This is a genomic window from Haliea alexandrii, from assembly GCF_003719295.1.
GTDB lineage: Bacteria > Pseudomonadota > Gammaproteobacteria > Pseudomonadales > Halieaceae > Haliea > Haliea alexandrii.
The window spans coordinates 1,706,016-1,723,937 of sequence record NZ_RFLW01000001.1 but is presented as its reverse complement, the minus strand read 5'-3'; the positions used below and the strand labels follow the sequence as shown (position 1 = coordinate 1,723,937).

Sequence of the window (17,922 nt, the reverse complement as noted above, 5' to 3'; positions counted from 1 at the left end):
TATTATGTTCGCCATGAAAATAATTCATAATTAGACGGTGGACACTCTTAATCTGCACAAGACCGACCTGAACCTGCTCGTGGCCCTGCAAGCGCTGCTCGAGGAGCGCAGCGTGTCGCGCGCTGCCGAGCGCCTGCACATCACGCAACCGGCCATGAGCAAGACCCTGAGTCGCTTGCGCGCTCTGTTCGGTGACCCACTGTTTACCCGCAGTAACCGTGGTATGCAGCCCACGCCCCGTGCGCTGGAACTGGCTGCGGAACTGAACAGTGTACTGGACGATATCAACCGGCTGGTGTCGGGGTCGCGCTTTGATCCCTACACCTACAGCGGCGAGGTCACCCTGGCACTCTCGGAATATGTGGGTATCGCCCTGCTACCGGCCTTCATCCAGCGTCTGCACCGGCTGGCCCCACGCCTTTCCATTCGCACCATCACCCGGCTGGAACATCAACTTGACGCCCTGGCGACGGGCGCCCTCGATTTTGCCATTCACATCGCCCAGTCCCACTATCCAGCGGAGTACCGTGCTCAGCAACTGGTAACGGCACCCGCCGCTATTCTGGTGCGCGCGCAGCATCCACTCACTACGGGGGAGGTGACCTGGGACCGCCTGGCCAGCTTCCCGCTGATTCGTGTGTATGTGCCGGATCTGGAGCAGGCCGAGCTTGCGCGCAGCTCAGACGCTTTCATGCGTGTGCGCAGCCCGCTGCAGGGCTCGCTGGAAACCTCACACCTGATGACGGCAATGGAAGTATTGCGCAGCACGGACTACTTTCTGCCCGGCCCAGCCTATGTGCTGCAGAACTCGCATATCACCAGTGGTATTGTCGCCCTGCCAACGCCCCCCGGCAGTGACTACGCCCTGAAATACATGCTGGTCGCGCACCGCCGTACGGATCAGTCACCGCTGCACCAATGGCTGTGGGCGCAAATCATCGACACAATTACCGAACTGGAGGCGCGATGAGTAAAAGCAAGCGGCGCGACATACCCGTATTTGCCACGCCATTGATCGAGACACACTGCCATCTGGATTACCTCGATGCCACAGAATTGCAGGATACCCTGGTCCGCGCTCGCCAAGTGGGCGTGGAGCGTATTGTTACCATTGCCGTATCCGCGGCCAATCTGGACACCGTGCTGGCGCTGACCAGAGCCGCACCGGACATCTGGGGCACGCAGGGCATTCATCCGCACGAAGCCGAGGGCTTCGATAGCGCGGTCGAGGCGCGGATTCGCGCGCAGGCGGGCGACCCACGTATTGTGGCAATCGGCGAAATCGGCCTCGATTACTACTACGACCATGCGGACCGGGCGGTGCAACGCAAGGTGTTTGCTGCGCAGCTGGCGCTGGCAGTCGAGCTCGACCTGCCGATCGTGGTGCACACCCGGGAAGCCGATGAGGACACCCGCGCCATACTCGCCGAGTACGCGCCGCAACTGCAGCGCAAGGGGGTAATCCACAGCTTCACCTCCGGGTTGCCGCTGGCGCAATTCTGTCTTGATGCCGGGTTCATGCTCGGGTTCAACGGTATTACCACCTTCAACAGCGCCGACAACGTCCGCGCCGTGGTAACCGCAACCCCGCTGGATCAGCTGGTGTTGGAAACCGACGCCCCCTATCTCACACCCGTGCCCTACCGGGGGCGTCCCAATGCACCGTTCTACCTGCCTTTCATCGCCGAGCGGATCGCCGAGGTACTGGAAATACCCGTCGAAACCCTGCTGCAGGCTGCCTACCGCAACAGTCTTGCCCTGTTTTTCCCCGAGACAAGCAAATAAACAGGGCAATTTCCCAGCACGCTGCCCGCAAGCCTCAACCCGGCAGCCCGTCGGTGGTAGAATAACGGCCTTTTGCGGGCCGTACGCCAGGGCCCGGCAGCAAATGGGACGCTATGGAATACATTGTCGGTCAACGCTGGGTAAGCCACGCGGACGCGCAGCTGGGTTTGGGCATTATCGTCGAGGTCGAGCCGAGGCGCGTCACGCTGAGCTTTCCCGCCGTTGGCGAAGAACGCACGTACGCAGCTGAGAGCGCCCCACTCACCCGGTTACGCTTCAAGGCCGGGGATCACATCTCCACCGTGCAGGGGCTGGAACTCGCCATTACCGAGGTGACCGAGAGTGCGGGCCTCCTGCTCTACACCGGCACGGACCACCATGAGGAAAGCGTGACGGTGTCCGAGCTGGAGCTGGACCCGTTTGTGCAGATCACCACACCGCAGCAGCGCCTGCTGAATGGTCACTTCGACAAAACCAGCGACTTCGCGCTGCGCGTGGCAACACTTGCCCACATGGACCGTTTGCAGCGTTCCGTTGCCCGCGGTCTGATGGGCTCGCGCACCAGCCTGCTGCCCCACCAGGTGTATATCGCCAACGAAGTGGGGCAACGTCACTCCCCTCGCGTGCTGCTCGCGGATGAAGTTGGCCTCGGCAAGACCATTGAGGCAGGCATGATCCTGCACCAGCAACTCTTGACCGGGCGCGCATCGCGCGTACTTGTGCTGGTGCCGCAAACACTGCTGCACCAGTGGCTGGTGGAAATGTTACGTCGCTTCAACCTGCATTTCGCCCTGTTCGACGCGGAGCGACTGGCGGAGGCCGATCCGCTCGACATGCTGGACGAGGACCCGCTGCTGGATGTGGAAGAGCACAACCCGTTTGACGCCGAGCAGCTGGTGCTGTGCAGCCTGGATCTGTTCCGCGATTCGCAGGAGCGCCAACTGCAAGCGTTGACCGCAAACTGGGACCTGGTGGTGGTCGATGAGGCCCACCACCTGCACTGGTCGCCGGACAACCCGGGAGAAGACTATCGCTTCGTGGCCGCACTGGCCCGCCAGAACCCCGGGCTCCTGTTGCTCACCGCGACACCGGAGCAAGTCGGTCTGGAGAGCCACTTTGCACGCCTGCAATTGCTGGACCCGGAGCGGTTCCACTCGCTGTCCGCCTTCCGTGAAGAAGAGCAGCAGTACCGACACTGGAGCGACCTGACGCTGCGCCTGGAGCGCGGCGAAAGCCCGGCCGGGCTACCGGAGGGGCTGGACGCGGATGCACCCGCAGAAACGCTGATTGAGCAAATTCTCGACCGCCACGGCACCGGGCGCGTGATGTTCCGCAACACCCGTGCCGCCATCAGTGGTTTCCCACAGCGCGTTCTGCACCGCTACCCGCTGGAACAACCCGATGCCTATCGCCACGCCAACAGCGATATCACCGAGGCACTGCATCCGGAGTCGCCCTACCACGACGACAGCTGGCTGTCCTTCGATCCGCGCGTCGCCTGGCTGGAACAGACACTGAAGGCCCTGCGCCCGGCAAAGGTGCTGGTCATCTGCGCCCGGGCGCAGACAGCGGTGACGCTGGAGCATTATCTCCACCTGCGCGCCGGCATCCGCTCAGCAGCCTTCTACGAGGGGCTGTCCATCATCGAGCGGGATCGCGCCGCCGCCTACTTCGCCGACGAATCGGCTGGCGCACAAACGCTGGTGTGCTCTGAAATCGGCAGCGAAGGCCGCAACTTCCAGTTCGCCCACCACCTGATACTGTTCGATCTGCCCCTCAACCCCGACCTGCTTGAGCAGCGCATCGGGCGTCTCGACCGCATCGGGCAAACAGAGGACGTGCAGATACACGTACCCTTTCTCGCTGGCGGTGCGCAGGAAGTGCTCCTCGAGTGGTACGACCGCGGCCTGAACCTGTTCCGTGAAAGCTGCTCTGCAGGCACCATGATCCTGGAGCGGTTCCAGGCCCGCCTGCTACCCCTGCTGCAGGACCCGGATACCACCACCCTGGACGCGCTGATTGCCGATACTGCCGTCTTCACCGAGGAAACCCGGCGCGAACTGCGCGAGGGTCGTGACCGCCTGCTGGAGCGCAACTCCTGCAAGACAGACGTCGCACAACAGCTGATCGCGGAAATCGCCGGCAACGAAGAGGACGACGCGCTACAACAGTATCTGGAAACACTGTGCGAGGCCTATGGCGTAGAGCACGAGCACCATTCAGACCACGCGCTGGTGCTGCGGCCCACCGACCATATGCTGACCGGACACTTCCCCCACCTGCCGGAAGACGGCACCACGGTGACGTTCTCCCGCAGCAAGGCGCTGGCCCGGGAAGACATGGCCTTCCTCACCTGGGAGCACCCGATGCTGGTAGAAGCGATGGACATGGTGCGTTCCACCGAGCTGGGTAACGCGGCTCTGGGCACAATAAAACTGAAGGGCATTGCGCCCGGCACTATGTTGCTCGAATGTGTGTTCACCATCAATTGCGTGGCACCGCGCGGATTGCAGCTGGAACGCTTCCTGTCGCTGTCCCCGTTGCGCCTGCTGGTCGATGCCCGCGGCAAGGATCTCGCCGCACTGGTACCACATGAGCGTCTGAACGGCCTGGTCGAACGTGTCAACAAGAGCACTGCCCTCGCCATTATCAAGCAGGTGCAACAGGACGTGGACAACAAGATGCTGCTCGCCACCCGCCTTGCCACGGAGCGCCTCGCGCCGCTGCTGGCAGATGCAGAACAGCGCATGCGCACGGAGCTGGGTGCAGAGCTTGCGCGCCTGCAGGCACTGCGCGCGGTAAACCCCTCCATTCGTCAGGAGGAGCTGGACCATATAGCGTACCGGATTGAAGAATCGGCGCTGCATATCGGTCATGCCAGCCTGCAATTACAGGCACTGCGCCTGATCATTACAACCTGAAACCAGGGAGACCTCTACATTCCATGCTAGCAACCCTACGTATCTGTGCCCTGCTGGGTGTTTCACTCCTGGCGACTGTGGCTTCTGCGGACTATCTCGACACCCGAAACGAGTTCCGCACAACACAACCCGAAACCGTTGAAGCGATGGTCGTTCTCGTGCCCGAATTCGATGGTGCTATCGCCGCACCCGAGGGCTGGCCCGCAGCGACTGCAACGCAATTCCAGCGCGCGCTGGAGGCACAGGCTTTCACCGGTGCGCTGGGTGAACAGTTTGAAATTCTGGCCCCCAGCGGGCTTGAGTCGCAGCGGCTGGTCGCACTCGGCGTTGGCGCTGGGCAGAGCCTGCCGCGCGCCGATGCGGAGTCGGTGGGCGCAGCACTCGCCACGCTATTGTCAACGCGAGCGTCCAGCACCGTGGCGGTGAATTCCAGTCTGTTACCGCAGGGTAGCGACCAGAGCAGTACCGTGGCAGCGCTGGCCCACGGCGCGGATCTGGCAAACTACCGCTTCGACCGCTATAAATCGGCACCGGAGCCGCGCCCGGCGCAAACGTATTACTGGCTGACAGCCACCCCGAATGCCGCCGAAGAGCGCTACGCGGAACTGCGCGCACTCGCCGAGGGCGTATTCACCGCCCGCGAGCTGACCAACCTGCCCGGCAGTGATGGCTACCCGGCCGCATTTGCCGAACAGGTCAGGTCACGGCTGGAACCCCTGGGCGTCAAAATCACCGTGCTGACACCCAAGCAGATCCTCGAGGAAGGTATGGAGGCCCTGTATGGTGTCAGCCGTGGCAGCCAACACGGCTCGCACCTGTTGATCGCCCAATGGCGCGGCAGCAAGGCAGCCCCCATCGCGCTGGTCGGCAAAGGCATCACCTTCGACAGTGGCGGCTACAACCTGAAGCTGGACGCCAACTCCCTGCTCGCCATGACCGGCGACAAGGCCGGTGCAGCGGCAGTGGCCGGCACTATCGAAGCACTGGCGCGCCAGCGTGTGCCGATTCACGTTGTCGGCGTTATGCCCCTGTCACAGAATGCAGTATCCGGTACCGCGCAGTTGCCCGGTGATGTGGTGACCTCCGCCAGCGGCATTACTATTGAAATCGCCAATACGGATGCCGAGGGACGCCTCGTACTCGCAGACGGTATCTGGTATGCGCGGGAGAAATTTGAGCCACTAGTCATTGTCGATATCGCCACCCTGACCGGCTCGAAAGTGCGCGCCCTGGGCAGTGATTACGCCGCTGTGTTCAGCACCGACGACAACCTGGTTGCCAGCATTACCGAAGCCGGCGAGCTGACCCGCGAGCGCGTCTGGCGGCTTCCCCTCGGGCCCTATGAGAAAATCATCGACAGCACGGTGGCGGATATTCGCAACACCGGCAGCCCCGGAGCGCAGGCGGGCGCCGTATTCCTGCAACGGTTTGCGGGCGAAACCCCCTGGGTGCATGTCGACATGGCGGGTAACGGACGCTACGACGCCGCGAGCCAACCGCCCCTGACTGGCGCCACAGGCTACGGTGTTCGCCTGCTCACCGAGTGGGTTAAGCTCTACGCGAAAGCCCCGGCAGAGTAGCAGGCACCCCCTGTCGCCGCTGGCCCGTGGCCAGCGGCGACAGGGTTGTCAGGATTCCGCTACCAATCCGCCATCGAGTACCAGCACGTGACCGGTCACCCAGGCGGAGGCACGGGCACTGAGGTATATGGCCGTACCCGCGGCGTCTTCCGGCGAGCCCAGCCGGGGGATCGGGAAACCTTTAACCAACTCCGCTTCATGCGCCAGCATGTGCGCCGTCATCTTGCTCGGGAATAATCCGGGCGCGATGGCGTTGACGTTGATGCCCTCCTTTGCCATGTCGGCACCCAGTTGACGGGTCAGCTGGTGTACCGCAGCCTTACTCGCGCTATAGCCGTAGTTGTTGCCATGCGCGTTGGTAATGCCGTTCACCGAGCCGATATTGATCACACGGGCCGGATCGTCGTCGCGGCGTGCAGCGCGGAGCGCCGGCAGCAACTGCTGAGTGAGAAAGAAAATCGACTTGACGTTCAGGTCCATGACCTTGTCCCAGCCACTCTCGGGAAAGTCGTCAATGTCCGCACCCCAGGTGGCGCCCGCATTATTGACCAGAATATGCACCGCGCTTTCCCGCTCACGTACCGCCGCGGCGAACTGGGTGATGCCGGACAGGGTGGAGAGGTCCGAAGCGATGGGAATGCACTCCCCCAGGGCAGACAGGCGCTCCGCCGTCGCCTCCAGCTCCTCGACCTTGCGTGCGGTGATGTAGGTCTTGACGCCGTTGGCCACAAAGCCTTCGGCAATCATCGCCCCGATACCACGCGAACCGCCGGTCACCACGGCCACTTTTCCACTGACGTCAAACAGGTTGTGCATGCTTTTTCTCCCTAAAAATGAGTAATCAGGCGCCATGGCGCGGGCTGGAACCCGATGGGCCTGCTGACGGAGGACAGACACCCGCCGCACAGAGTGCCCGGAGTACCGTCGCACGCGTCTCCGCGGGGTCAATCACGGCATCGATTTCGAGAAATGAAGCGGCTTCCGACGCCTTGCCCGCTTCGTACATCTTCGCCAGCAGCTGATCAAACAAGCGCTCGCGTTCTGTGGGATCGTCCACCGCCTCCAGCTCTTTGCGGAAACCCAGGCGCACCGCGCCCTCGAGCCCCATACCGCCGAACTCGCCGGTGGGCCAGGCGGCGGCGTAGACAGGCGCGACAAAACTGCCGCCGGTCATGGCCATGGCGCCCAAGCCGTAGCCCTTGCGCAGAAAAATTGCCACAACCGGTACCTGCAGGCTGGCACCCGTGATAAACAGGGACGACATGCGGCGCACCGCCGCCTGTCGCTCACTCGCCGGCCCCACCATAAAGCCCGGCGTGTCGGTCAACGACAGCACCGGCAATCCGAAGGCATCACACAGGCCGAGGAATCGCGCGGCTTTTTCCGCCGACTCAGCGTCCACGGCACCGCCGAGTTGCTGGCAGTCGTTGGCGATCAGTGCAACCGGCAGCCCTTCGAGGCGGATAAAGCCGGTGATGATGCTGCGCCCATACACCCGGCGCAGTTCCAGGAATGAACCCGTGTCGGCCAGGGTTTCAATCACCGTGCGCACAGGATAGGCCCAACGGCGGTCCTCCGGTACGGCGTCGCGCAAGGGCTCCTGCCCGGCGCATGACCAGGCCTGCAGCGGCCCCTGGAAATAGCCCAGTAACTGCTGCGCCAGGGCCGTGGCATGCGCTTCGTCATGTGCCGCAATGTCCACAACGCCATTCTTCAGCTGCTCTTCCAGCGGGCCGATGTCCGTGGCCGCGACCTTGCCCAGGCCGCCCCCTTCAATCATGGCCGGCCCTGCCATACCAATCCACGATGTCTTTGTGGCAATGGTGAAATCGGCACAGCCAAAGAGCGCGGCATTGCCCGCGAAACAGTAACCGTTATTCACGGCAATGCGCGGCACCTTGCCTGCGAGACGTGCCCAGGTACTGAATGACGCTACGTGCAGGCCAGCGATGTGCGTGAGCACATCGGTATCACCCGGCCGGCCGCCGCCGCCCTCGGTGAACATGATGACCGGCAACCCATGCTCCTCCGCCAGTTCGCACAGGCGGTCCAGCTTGCGATGATGAAAAAAGCCCTGCGTGCCGGCGAGGACCGCATAATCGTTGACCACAACCGCCGCACGCGCGGCCTGTGCACCCACCTGATCGGCGTTGATTGTTGCCGTGCCGGTAATGATGCCGTCACCCGCGGTGCTGCTCTGCAGCTCAACATAGTCGCGGCGCGTGCGCTGGGCGGCGACAGCCAGCTGACCGTATTCCTGAAAGCTGCCCGCGTCCACCAGGTGGTCGAGGTTCTCGCGTGCCGTGCGATACCCCGCAGCGTGGCGCCGCTTTCGGGCCTCGTCGCGGTACTCGTCCCCGGTGCGCTGCAAACGCTCGCGCAGGGCCTGTAACTCGGGTCGCAGTGAATCCTTCACGGGGTGTCTATCATGGTCAAGACCCAGCGCTAATGCGTCGTGGGCGCAGCCTACTTCCCCTGCCAGACGGGGGCACGCTTGCCAATAAATGCTTCCACCCCTTCCGTCGCATCGGCGCTGCCGATACAGATCTTCTGCAGGCGGGCTTCTTCGGAAATCGTGGCAGGAAGCTCTTGCTCCAGCGCGAAGTTCAGCGACTCCTTGGCATAGCGCAACGCCAGCGGCGCCTTTGCTGCGAGTTCCTGTGCCCAGGCCAGAGCATCGGCAACCAGGGTGTCTGCCGCCACGACACGGTTACACAGCCCGAGCTCCTGACAGCGCTGTGCCGGGAGTTTCTCGCCGGTCACGATCAACTCGTAAGCGCGTTTACGCCCAAGGGTACGCGCCAGGTGCCAGGTGGCGCCGCCATCCGGCACCAGGCTGATCGCCGCAAACGCCTGATAAAGGTAGGCATTCTCAGCCATGACCGTAAGATCACACCCCATGGCGAAGGCGCTGCCCACACCTGCTGCTGCGCCATTGACAGCGCTAACCCAGGGCATCGGGGCCTGATGGATTGCCATCAGGACCGGCTTGTACTCCTGGTTCAGCTGGCTCTCAACGTCAAAATCTGCACCTGTAACTTCGGCGAGATCGGCGCCGGCCGAGAACGCTCGCCCCGCTCCGGTGAGAACCGCCACGCGAATATCAGGATCGGCATTCACTTTCTCCACGGCCTGCAATATGTCGGCTCGCAGCGCCGCATTGAATGCGTTCAGGCTATCTGGCCGATTGAAACTGACCAGGGCCACCCGTTCGAAACGCTCCACCGTCACCGTGTCGTAATTTGCCATAGTGTCCATCCTTGCTGCTTGCGTACTTAGCCAATGGTGCCCGCTTCGCGGAGCGCCTGAATTTCGCTTTCGGCAAAACCCATAGCGGACAAGGTTGAGACCGTATCTTCACCCAGCCCATGCGGACCATGCGCAACGCTCGACGGGGTGCGACTGAAGCGCGGCGCCGGTGCCGGCTGGGTCACGCCATCGACTTCGACATAGGTATTACGCGCCACATTGGCCGGGTGACCGGGCGCCTCCGTAAATGAGAGTACGGGGGCGAAACACACATCGGTACCCTCCATCAGCTCACACCACTCTGCCTGGGTCTTCTGTTTGATGACCGCTGCCAGCTTCTCGGTCATCTCCGGCCAGCGCGCCGCATCATGCTGATTGCCGAATTCAGCGTCCGGCAAATCTGCCAGCTGCATCAACAGCGCGTAGAACTGCGGCTCAATCGAACCGAGAGAAATGTAACGGCCGTCAGCACACTCGTAGGTGTCATAGAAATGTGCCGCACCGTCCAGCAAGTTCGCCTCGCGCTGTGTGGCGTCCCAGGCGCCAACGGCCTCAAAGCCGTGGAACATCCACATCAACTGCGCGGCGCCATCGACCATGGCGACGTCAATCACTTGACCTTTGCCGGAGTTGGCAGTCTCCAGCAGGGCGGCCAGCACGCCGTTGACCAACAACATGCCGCCACCGCCCATGTCGCCCACCAGGTTCAATGGCGGCACCGGTTTCTCGTTGCGCCGACCGGTTGCGAACAGTGCACCGGTCAGTGAAATGTAGTTGATATCGTGGCCAGCGGCGCGCGCCAGGGGGCCATCCTGCCCCCAACCCGTCATGCGTGCGAACACCAGTCGCGGGTTGCGGGCAAGGCAGACATCTGGGCCAATACCCAGCTTCTCACAAACACCCGGGCGATACGGGTCGATGACCACATCCGCATTCTCGACCATGCGCAGCAGGGTCTCAACGCCCTCCGGCTGCTTGAGATTGAGTACAACAGACTTCTTGCCACGCGCGCTGACATCCTTCAGCTGCTTCAGGTCCGCCGCATTGGCGCGCTCGATGCGGATCACCTCGGCTCCCATGTCGGCCAGCATCATGCCGCCCATGGGAGCCGGGCCTATGCCGGCCAACTCGATTACGGTAAAACCGTTCAAAGGTCCCATGGTGGTATCTCCCTAGCGAGGCTGCATACGAATGGCACCGTCCAGGCGGATACACTCGCCATTCACATAATCGTTCTCGGCAATGAACACGGACAAATGGGCGATCTCCTCGGCGCGACCCAGTCGGCGCGGGTAGCAGACGCTGCTGGCCAAGGAGTTGTATGCGGCTTCCGGCAGACTCTCGAACAGCGGCGTGTGTATGAGGCCCGGGACAATCGTGTTGACGCGAATACCGTAACTGGCCAGATCGCGCGCCATCGGCAATGTCATGCCAACGATACCCCCTTTACTGGCGCTGTACGCCAGCTGGCCCACCTGCCCTTCCATCGCCGCGATCGACGCCGTGTTGATGATAACGCCCCGCCCGTCGTCACCATTCACCGGCGCATTCTTGGCCATCTGCTCGGCAGCGTAGCGCGCCACGTTGAAGGTGCCCACCAGGTTGACGTTAATCACCGGCAGGAACTGGTCCAGCGGGAACGGCCCATTCTTGCCGAGGGTCTTGCAGGCGCTGCCAATACCGGCGTAGTTGTTACAGATATGCAGGGCGCCAAATTTTTCCACCACGCCTGCCACGGCGTCACGCACCGACTCTTCATCGGCCACATTGACATTCCAAAACGCGACATTGTCTGCGCCGAGGCTGTTGATGACGTCCTGCGCGTTGGCCTCGTTCATGTCGAAGATGGCGACCTTGACGCCCTTGGCGACATAGGCCTCGACGGTGGCCCGGCCCAAACCGGACGCGCCGCCTGTGACGATGGCTACTTTTCCTGTCAGATCCATGATGTTCTCCTGCTGCGTCTACTGGGTTGCGGTGGTCAGAAATTCCGTGTGTTGAACGGCGTGTAGTTGTCCGACAGGCAATCGCGGCTGATGATAATCTTCATCACCTCGGAGCTGCCCGCATAAATGGTTGCGATCTTGGCATCCGTGCACTGTCGGCTGATGGGGTATTCATCCATGAAACCGGCGCCGCCATGCAGCTGTACACCCAGATCAGCCGCGGCAACTTGCAGCTCGCTGGTGACCAGCTTGGCCTTCGCGGCATCCACAGCCGTCAGGGCGCCATTATTGAACGCGCGCACGCACTGGTCGACATAAATCTGCGCGATATCGAGTTCTGTGCGCATTTCCGCCAGCTTGAACTGGGTGTTCTGGAACGCCGCCAGCGGCTTGCCAAACGCCTTGCGTTCGCGCACAAATTCTGCCGTCAAATCCCAGGAGAGCTGGGCGGCTGACAAATAGCCGCAGGCCCCGATCAGGCGCTCCTCGGCTAATCCTTCCATCAGGTAGATGAATCCTTTGCCCGGCTCGCCCAACACATTGGCTTTCGGCACCTTGACGTCGTTAAAGAACAGTTCCGCCGTGTCCTGTGCCTTGAGCCCCATTTTCTTCAGGTTGCGACCACGCTCGAACCCCTCCATGCCGCGTTCTACGAGAAACAGCGTCATGTGGTGAGGGTTATTCTCGGGATCGGTTTTTGCCGCAACAATCACCACATCAGCGTTTATGCCGTTTGAGATGTAGGTCTTGGAGCCATTCAACACCCAGTGGTCCCCCTGCTCTGCCGCGGTAGCGCGCATGCCAGCGAGGTCGCTACCCGCATCGGGCTCGGTCATGGCAATCGCGAGTATGCACTCGCCGCTGACACAGCGAGGCAAAAAGCGCTGGCATTGATCTTCGCTGCCAAAGCGCGTGAAGTAGGGCCCGACCAAGCGGCTGTGCAGAGTGCTGTACCAGTCGCCGGCACGCGCGTAGGCGGTCTCTTCGATGATGATCTGTTCAAAACGGAAGTCGGGGTCTCCCATGCCGCCGTACTTCTCTTCCGGCCACACCATCAGGAAGCCCTGATCGCCCGCTTTGCGAAAAGCGGCGCGATCGACAATACCCGCCTCTCGCCAGGCCTCCATATGTGGCACAATCTCCGCAGCGAGAAACTTGCGGTAGGCATCGCGGAACATGTTTTGTTCATCCGTAAAATCGCGTTGCAGCATGTTTTGTTGCCTCTGGTGGTAACCGAAATAAGCGACCAGTATGGTGAGCACGGAACCGGCCAACAATGACCCGTGCAGACAATTTTATTGACCTAAACTAACAGCCCACTACGGCCGAGCCCAAGCCAGACATGACCAGCAGCCTGCTTGATACGATCACCCCTCTCCTCTGCGGCGCCATACTGGCCCTCGTAGCATCACAATTGTTCATTCTGCATGTTCTCAGCGGTGTGCGCACACCACCGCGAGGGTTGGGCCTGTTCACCCTGTACTTCCTCTTGTTGCTGCTGGCGGCAGCCGCGGTGTCAGTGGTGCAATTCACCGCTTTGAGCCTGCCGCCGGGCGTCGCCTTTGCCGCCTCGCTGCTCAGCAGCACCCTGCTGCTGCTGGCCGGGATGCAGCGCAGCGAGGCCCGCACCGGCCGTGCTGCAATCGCTGCATTGGCAGGGACAGCCGCGCTGGGCCTGCTTGCACTGCAAGCGCAACACGCTGCCCTGCTCTACACGGCCGCCAGTGCAGTGCTCGGCGTCGCCATTGCCCTGCTGCATGCACGCCGCAGCTGGCGTGGTGGCAACGCGGGTGATGTGCTGGTCGCGATTGCCGGTATTGCCCTGGCTCTGGCAATGCTGGACTCACTGCGCCTGCTACAGAGCGCAGCGGCCATGCCGTTTGGTGGTACCGCAGCGGCGCTGCACGGCGCCGCCCATGTGCTGGTGATGCTCGGCTATCTCGTGGCGATGCTGCTCGAGCAGCAACAGCAACTTCTGCGTATGAATACGCTGGACCCGCTGACCCGCCTGCTCAACCGTCGCGGCCTGGAAAGTGCATTGCATGTCACTCTGGCCAACGCCGCCCGGCACGGCCAGCCAACCGCGGCAATCATGCTGGACATTGACCATTTGCGACAGTTGAACAGCAACTTTGGCGATGGCGCGGGGGACCGCGCACTGCAACAGGTGTCGCGCTGCCTGGAGACCGAATGCCGCGCGAGCGATGTCATTTCCCGCTACGACGACGACACATTCCTCGCTGTGCTGCCGAACTCCACGCTGGAGGGGGCGCGCAATCTCGCTGAGCGCATCCAGCAGCACCTGGCGACGGTGGGCTTGCATATCGATGATCACCCCATTCCGTTGACGGTGAGCCTCGGCGTCGCTGACGCGCGCGCCGAGGGCACGCTGGAGCAGCTCTGCGCGGATGCGCGGCGCGCCCTGATGTTGGCCAAGCACACTGGCCGCAACCGGGTGGCCGCCGTGGAGCATCGGCCACTGCAGATTTCACGCAATGGCGGAAAGACCTGATGCGTGAACTGTCCATTTCGGTCTATTTCACCCGCGCCGTGCTGCGCAACGCCGTGGCGATTGGTCTCGACCCAATGGAGCTTCTGCGCAAGAACCGTATCTCTCCGCGCCTGATGCTGGAAAAGGGCGCGCGTATTTCCATCGAGCGCTATGCCAATCTTCAGGTGAGCACCATGCTGGCGATGCAGGACGAGACCCTGGGGTATGCCACGCGGCGTCTACCCATCGGCACCTGGTCGATGATGTGCCATGCCGTGATCGGCTGCGAGACGCTCGGCCAGGCACTCAATCGCTATTGCCGCTTCTTCCAGCTATTTGAGTCCTCGCCCTGGCCCTGCTTCATCGAAGAGCCCGACCAGGTGAGCCTGCGGCTGCAAACCCAGGAGGGTACTGCCCTCGAACCCTGGCCCGTCGAGCTGATGCTGTTCAATGCCCACCGCTTCTGCAGCTGGCTGGTACAGGAACACCTGCCCATCCAGGCGGTAAACCTGACCTACGCGCCGGCCGCACAACCAGAAGACTACCGCCACATGTTCCTGGCCAACCCGGTATTCTTTGACGCGCAGCACAGCGAGCTGGTGTTCTCCAAAGCGCTGATGGAAAAGCGCATCACCCAAACCGAGCAGGGACTGCGGCACTACCTGCGTCACCCGGTGCTGATGATGCTGACGCAGGACTTTCCACGCAACAGCTGGACCGCCCGGGTGCGTGACCAGATTCGCCATAGCCTGCAGGACATGCCCGAGCTTGGCACCGTGGCCGACGCCCTCGACATTCATCCGCAGACCCTGCGCCGGCGCCTCGCCGCGGAGGGCACTACCTTCAAAGACATCAAGAACCAGCTGCGTCGCGACACGGCCCTGCACTTTCTCGGCAAGCAGGGCATATCCATTGAAGAGATCGCACACCGCTCGGGCTTTTCCGAAGCCAGTGCATTCATCCGCGCTTTCAAGAGCTGGACCGGGCTGACTCCCTACACCTACCGCAAGGGCTTATAGCCACTCACTGCGACCCGACATCAATTGTCGTATAGTGGCGACTCACGATGGATTTCGGAGGTTGACCCGTGCGCAGTGCCGTCAGAGGCATGATCATCGCCTATACCGTATACCTCGCCTGCAGCCTGCTCATTCTGTTGCCAGCGCTCAATATCCTGCCGCATCGATTTCTGCAGGACCAGTATGGCCGTCAATTGAATTCCGAGCTGATTCTGTTCAACCCATTCACGCTCGCGCTGCAGGTCCGCAACGCCGCCCTCAGTGAGCCAGACGGTGAGCCCTTCCTGGCCTTCAGCTACGCCGAAATGAACCTGTCGCTGGCCTCGGTGATCCAAACCAGCCTGGTGCTCGATAAAGTCGCACTGCAAGACCTCTCGATACACCTGCGGCGCAAAAAGGATGGCCAGCTGAATATTGCCGACTTCCTGCCCGCTGACCGCGCCGATAGCAACGACGAGCCCGATGCACCTCCCCCGGGTATCACCATCGCCGACCTGTCCATCAGCGCGCGCCGTATCGATTTCACGGATAACAGCCATCCGCAGGACTACAGCACGCATATCAATGACTTCAGCCTGGCGGTGACCAATCTGTCTACCGTGAAGGAGGCGGGTCAACCTTATCGACTGAGCGCAAGCACCGAAGGCGGAGGTCACTTGCTGTGGGAGGCAGAGGTCTCGCTGCCGGCGAGTCAAAGCAGCGGCCGACTGCAGCTGACAAACATTGACCTGCGACCGGCGTGGCGGTTTGCGCGCCCTTGGGTCACCTTCGCCCTGGCGCGGGGCCAGCTCGATATGGAACTCGACTATACGCTTGATTGGTCCGAGGCACTGCACTACACCCTCGCGGGAGGCGCCTTGGGTATTCGAGACCTGTCGTTGACTCCGAACCAGGATGCACAGCTGCCCGACACCGGTATTGCGCTGCAGGCGCTGAACCTTGCAGGTCTCAACGTCGACAGTGCACCTCAAACCGCGACCCTGGATGCGCTGAAAATACGCGGGCTTGACGTCAGTGGCTGGAGCGAAGGCAGCCGTGTCAGCCTGACCGAAATGCTGTTGCCCCCACCCAGCGAAGCAGAGGCAGACAGTGCGCCAGAGCCAGCAACAGAGCCCGCTGAATTCGACTGGTCGCTTCAGCTGAAACTCGCGAAAATAGAGCAGAGCGCCGTGCACTGGCGCAGCGAATTCACCGAGCCGGCCCTGCTGCAGGTCACACCGTTGACCGGCGAACTGCGTGATGTGCGCTGGCCCGCCAAGGAGCCATCGGCCTTCTCCCTGTCGCTGGCAATCAATGATGCCGCCAAATTCGATCTCGCGGGCGCCCTGCATGCCGGCACCGGTGAAGGCGATGTCGCTTTCGCGCTGGAGTCCCTGCCGCTGGCCTGGTTTGCACCCAACCTGCCCGCGGTACTGCGAGCCGAGATCGGCAGCGGCGAAGCGCGCACCGCAGGCACTGTACGGCTGGAGTCATTCCTGCCCCAAACTGTCAACGCCGATGGCGCCGTCATCGACTTTTCCATGCGCCTGCGCGGAGCCGACGATGCGCTGACGCGCTGGGACAGCGTGTCCTGGACGGGGCTCGATGTGCAGCCACTGGCTCGCAGTGTGAACCTGAGCGAGATGCACATAGAAGGCTACCAGGGACGTCTGCACATACAGGAGGACGGGCAGCTCAATGTACAACGGCTGTTGGCGCAGGAGGCCGCAACAGAAACCCCGCAAGCGCCGCCCAGCGAAGAACCCGAGCAACCTGCCGATACCACACAGGAAGCACCCTGGACGCTAGAGCTACCTGCGATTTTCGTGGCCAACAGCACCGTGGACTTTCTCGATGAGTCGCTGCCGATCCGTTTCCGCACGGTGGTCGGTGATCTCGATGGCACCATCACCGACCTGAGCAGCCGGAAGGGGCAGCCTTTGGCGGTAGACCTCAAGGGGTCGGTGGATGGCTATGCGCCGGTAACGCTTTCCGGCACCGCAAGCCCCCTGCAGGACCCGCCCTCACTGGACCTCAGGCTGCGCTTTCGCGGGCTCGATATGGCACGCCTGACGCCCTATTCAGGCACCTACGCAGGCTATGCCATCGAAGACGGTGTGATGACTGTTGACCTGCGCTATGGCCTGGCAAACAACCGCTTGCAAGGCAACAACCAGATCGTGATTGACCAGCTTCAGCTCGGAGAGCGCATTGAGAGCAGCAAAGCGCTGGACCTGCCACTCCGCCTGGGCATTGCCCTGTTGACCGACAGCAACGGCGTGATCGACCTTGCAGTGCCGGTCAGCGGCGACGTCAATAATCCCCAGTTCAGCCTTGGCAGCGTGATTGCCGGGGCTTTTGTCAATTTGCTCACCAAGGCCATCACCGCACCCTTTGCCCTGCTGGCAAACCTGGTGGGAAGCAGCGAGGACCTGGACACCGTGGACTTCGCGGCCGGCAGCAGCGAACTGGATGACCATGGTCAGGGCAAGTTGCGGGATCTGGCTACGGCGATGCAGCAACGGCCCGAACTGTCTTTACAGATCAGCGGCAGGCTGGAATTGGACAGTGACCGCACTCAGTTGCAACGCCAGCTTGCCCGCTCAGCGCTGCTCGACGCCGGGCTGAGCGAACAGGACATCCGCGACCGCACCCGCGCCTGGGAGGACGTGGTGACAAATCTCTATGCCGAAGTCCCCGCGCCAGAACCAACCGACGCCGACGCGGAGGGCCCGTCTGTGCTGCAACAGGCGCGGATACTCCGTGATCAGTGGCCGGTGCCGGATGAGGCACTCACCGCACTCGCCACGCAGCGCGCCACCACCACGAAAGACTTCCTGCTCAATGCAGGTATCCCGGCGGAGCGACTGGAGGTCACTGCCAGCGAAGCAGAGAGCACCGAGAAACGCTTTAGCGGCGTGGCGCTGGCGATAACGGTGGACTGAAGCTGCG

Annotated in this window: 13 protein-coding genes; 7 read left to right on the top strand and 6 right to left on the bottom strand. The window is 62.2% G+C overall.

The annotated features are described in order from the left end of the window. The first annotated feature begins 37 nt into the window (after window positions 1–37). The 4 genes from EGJ68_RS07765 (at window position 38) to EGJ68_RS07750 (ending at window position 6,286) form a co-directional block, all read left to right on the top strand. Complete coding sequence (locus tag EGJ68_RS07765) at window positions 38–970, top strand: LysR family transcriptional regulator (RefSeq protein WP_123033861.1); 933 nt, start codon at window positions 38–40, stop codon at window positions 968–970. Beyond that, on the top strand, window positions 967–1,785 hold the full coding sequence (locus EGJ68_RS07760) for a TatD family hydrolase (RefSeq protein ID WP_123033860.1): 819 nt from the start codon (window positions 967–969) through the stop codon (window positions 1,783–1,785). The genes EGJ68_RS07765 and EGJ68_RS07760 overlap by 4 nt, the downstream gene beginning before the upstream one ends. Window positions 1,786–1,898: 113 nt before the next feature. Beyond that, on the top strand, window positions 1,899–4,706 hold the full coding sequence (rapA, locus tag EGJ68_RS07755) for an RNA polymerase-associated protein RapA (protein WP_123033859.1): 2,808 nt from the start codon (window positions 1,899–1,901) through the stop codon (window positions 4,704–4,706). 23 nt (window positions 4,707–4,729) lie between these two features. Beyond that, window positions 4,730–6,286, top strand: a complete 1,557-nt coding sequence (locus EGJ68_RS07750) for a leucyl aminopeptidase family protein (protein ID WP_123033858.1) — start codon at window positions 4,730–4,732, stop codon at window positions 6,284–6,286. Between the two features lie 48 nt (window positions 6,287–6,334). Here the strand turns inward: EGJ68_RS07750 and EGJ68_RS07745 are convergent, their stop codons facing one another. From EGJ68_RS07745 to EGJ68_RS07720, 6 genes are read right to left on the bottom strand one after another with little or no spacing between them, the layout of a single operon-like run. Further along, entirely contained in the window at window positions 6,335–7,102 is a 768-nt protein-coding gene (locus EGJ68_RS07745; RefSeq protein ID WP_123033857.1) for an SDR family NAD(P)-dependent oxidoreductase, read from the bottom strand. A gap of 25 nt (window positions 7,103–7,127) precedes the next feature. Continuing rightward, entirely contained in the window at window positions 7,128–8,702 is a 1,575-nt protein-coding gene (locus tag EGJ68_RS07740) for an acyl-CoA carboxylase subunit beta (protein ID WP_199227951.1), read from the bottom strand. A 50-nt stretch (window positions 8,703–8,752) separates the two neighbouring features. After that, the gene (locus EGJ68_RS07735) at window positions 8,753–9,535 is read right to left on the bottom strand and encodes an enoyl-CoA hydratase/isomerase family protein (protein ID WP_123034116.1); all 783 of its coding nucleotides are present in this window, start codon (window positions 9,533–9,535) and stop codon (window positions 8,753–8,755) included. A gap of 26 nt (window positions 9,536–9,561) precedes the next feature. Continuing rightward, the gene (locus EGJ68_RS07730) at window positions 9,562–10,695 is read right to left on the bottom strand and encodes a CaiB/BaiF CoA transferase family protein (RefSeq protein WP_123033855.1); all 1,134 of its coding nucleotides are present in this window, start codon (window positions 10,693–10,695) and stop codon (window positions 9,562–9,564) included. 12 nt (window positions 10,696–10,707) lie between these two features. After that, window positions 10,708–11,481, bottom strand: coding sequence for an SDR family NAD(P)-dependent oxidoreductase (locus tag EGJ68_RS07725; RefSeq protein WP_123033854.1), 774 nt, complete (start codon window positions 11,479–11,481; stop codon window positions 10,708–10,710). A 35-nt stretch (window positions 11,482–11,516) separates the two neighbouring features. Beyond that, the gene (locus EGJ68_RS07720; RefSeq protein WP_123033853.1) at window positions 11,517–12,692 is read right to left on the bottom strand and encodes an acyl-CoA dehydrogenase family protein; all 1,176 of its coding nucleotides are present in this window, start codon (window positions 12,690–12,692) and stop codon (window positions 11,517–11,519) included. A 131-nt stretch (window positions 12,693–12,823) separates the two neighbouring features. Here EGJ68_RS07720 and EGJ68_RS07715 point away from each other — a divergent pair, with 131 nt between their 5' ends. The 3 genes from EGJ68_RS07715 (at window position 12,824) to EGJ68_RS07705 (ending at window position 17,915) form a co-directional block, all read left to right on the top strand. Beyond that, complete coding sequence (locus EGJ68_RS07715; RefSeq protein WP_123033852.1) at window positions 12,824–13,993, top strand: GGDEF domain-containing protein; 1,170 nt, start codon at window positions 12,824–12,826, stop codon at window positions 13,991–13,993. Next, window positions 13,993–14,991, top strand: coding sequence for an AraC family transcriptional regulator (locus EGJ68_RS07710; RefSeq protein ID WP_123033851.1), 999 nt, complete (start codon window positions 13,993–13,995; stop codon window positions 14,989–14,991). The genes EGJ68_RS07715 and EGJ68_RS07710 overlap by 1 nt, the downstream gene beginning before the upstream one ends. Window positions 14,992–15,059: 68 nt before the next feature. Then, the gene (locus tag EGJ68_RS07705) at window positions 15,060–17,915 is read left to right on the top strand and encodes a DUF748 domain-containing protein (protein ID WP_158283559.1); all 2,856 of its coding nucleotides are present in this window, start codon (window positions 15,060–15,062) and stop codon (window positions 17,913–17,915) included. Window positions 17,916–17,922: the final 7 nt, after the last annotated feature.

Excerpts from the sequence above, each read along its gene's own strand:
- EGJ68_RS07760 (WP_123033860.1), top strand. The coding sequence starts at position 967 with ATGAGTAAAAGCAAGCGGCGCGACATACCCGTATTTGCCACGCCATTG.
- EGJ68_RS07725 (WP_123033854.1), bottom strand. The coding sequence starts at position 11,481 with ATGGATCTGACAGGAAAAGTAGCCATCGTCACAGGCGGCGCGTCCGGT.
- EGJ68_RS07750 (WP_123033858.1), top strand. The coding sequence starts at position 4,730 with ATGCTAGCAACCCTACGTATCTGTGCCCTGCTGGGTGTTTCACTCCTG.
- EGJ68_RS07710 (WP_123033851.1), top strand. The coding sequence starts at position 13,993 with ATGCGTGAACTGTCCATTTCGGTCTATTTCACCCGCGCCGTGCTGCGC.
- rapA (WP_123033859.1), top strand. The coding sequence starts at position 1,899 with ATGGAATACATTGTCGGTCAACGCTGGGTAAGCCACGCGGACGCGCAG.
- EGJ68_RS07715 (WP_123033852.1), top strand. The coding sequence starts at position 12,824 with ATGACCAGCAGCCTGCTTGATACGATCACCCCTCTCCTCTGCGGCGCC.
- EGJ68_RS07735 (WP_123034116.1), bottom strand. The coding sequence starts at position 9,535 with ATGGCAAATTACGACACGGTGACGGTGGAGCGTTTCGAACGGGTGGCC.
- EGJ68_RS07730 (WP_123033855.1), bottom strand. The coding sequence starts at position 10,695 with ATGGGACCTTTGAACGGTTTTACCGTAATCGAGTTGGCCGGCATAGGC.
- EGJ68_RS07745 (WP_123033857.1), bottom strand. The coding sequence starts at position 7,102 with ATGCACAACCTGTTTGACGTCAGTGGAAAAGTGGCCGTGGTGACCGGC.
- EGJ68_RS07720 (WP_123033853.1), bottom strand. The coding sequence starts at position 12,692 with ATGCTGCAACGCGATTTTACGGATGAACAAAACATGTTCCGCGATGCC.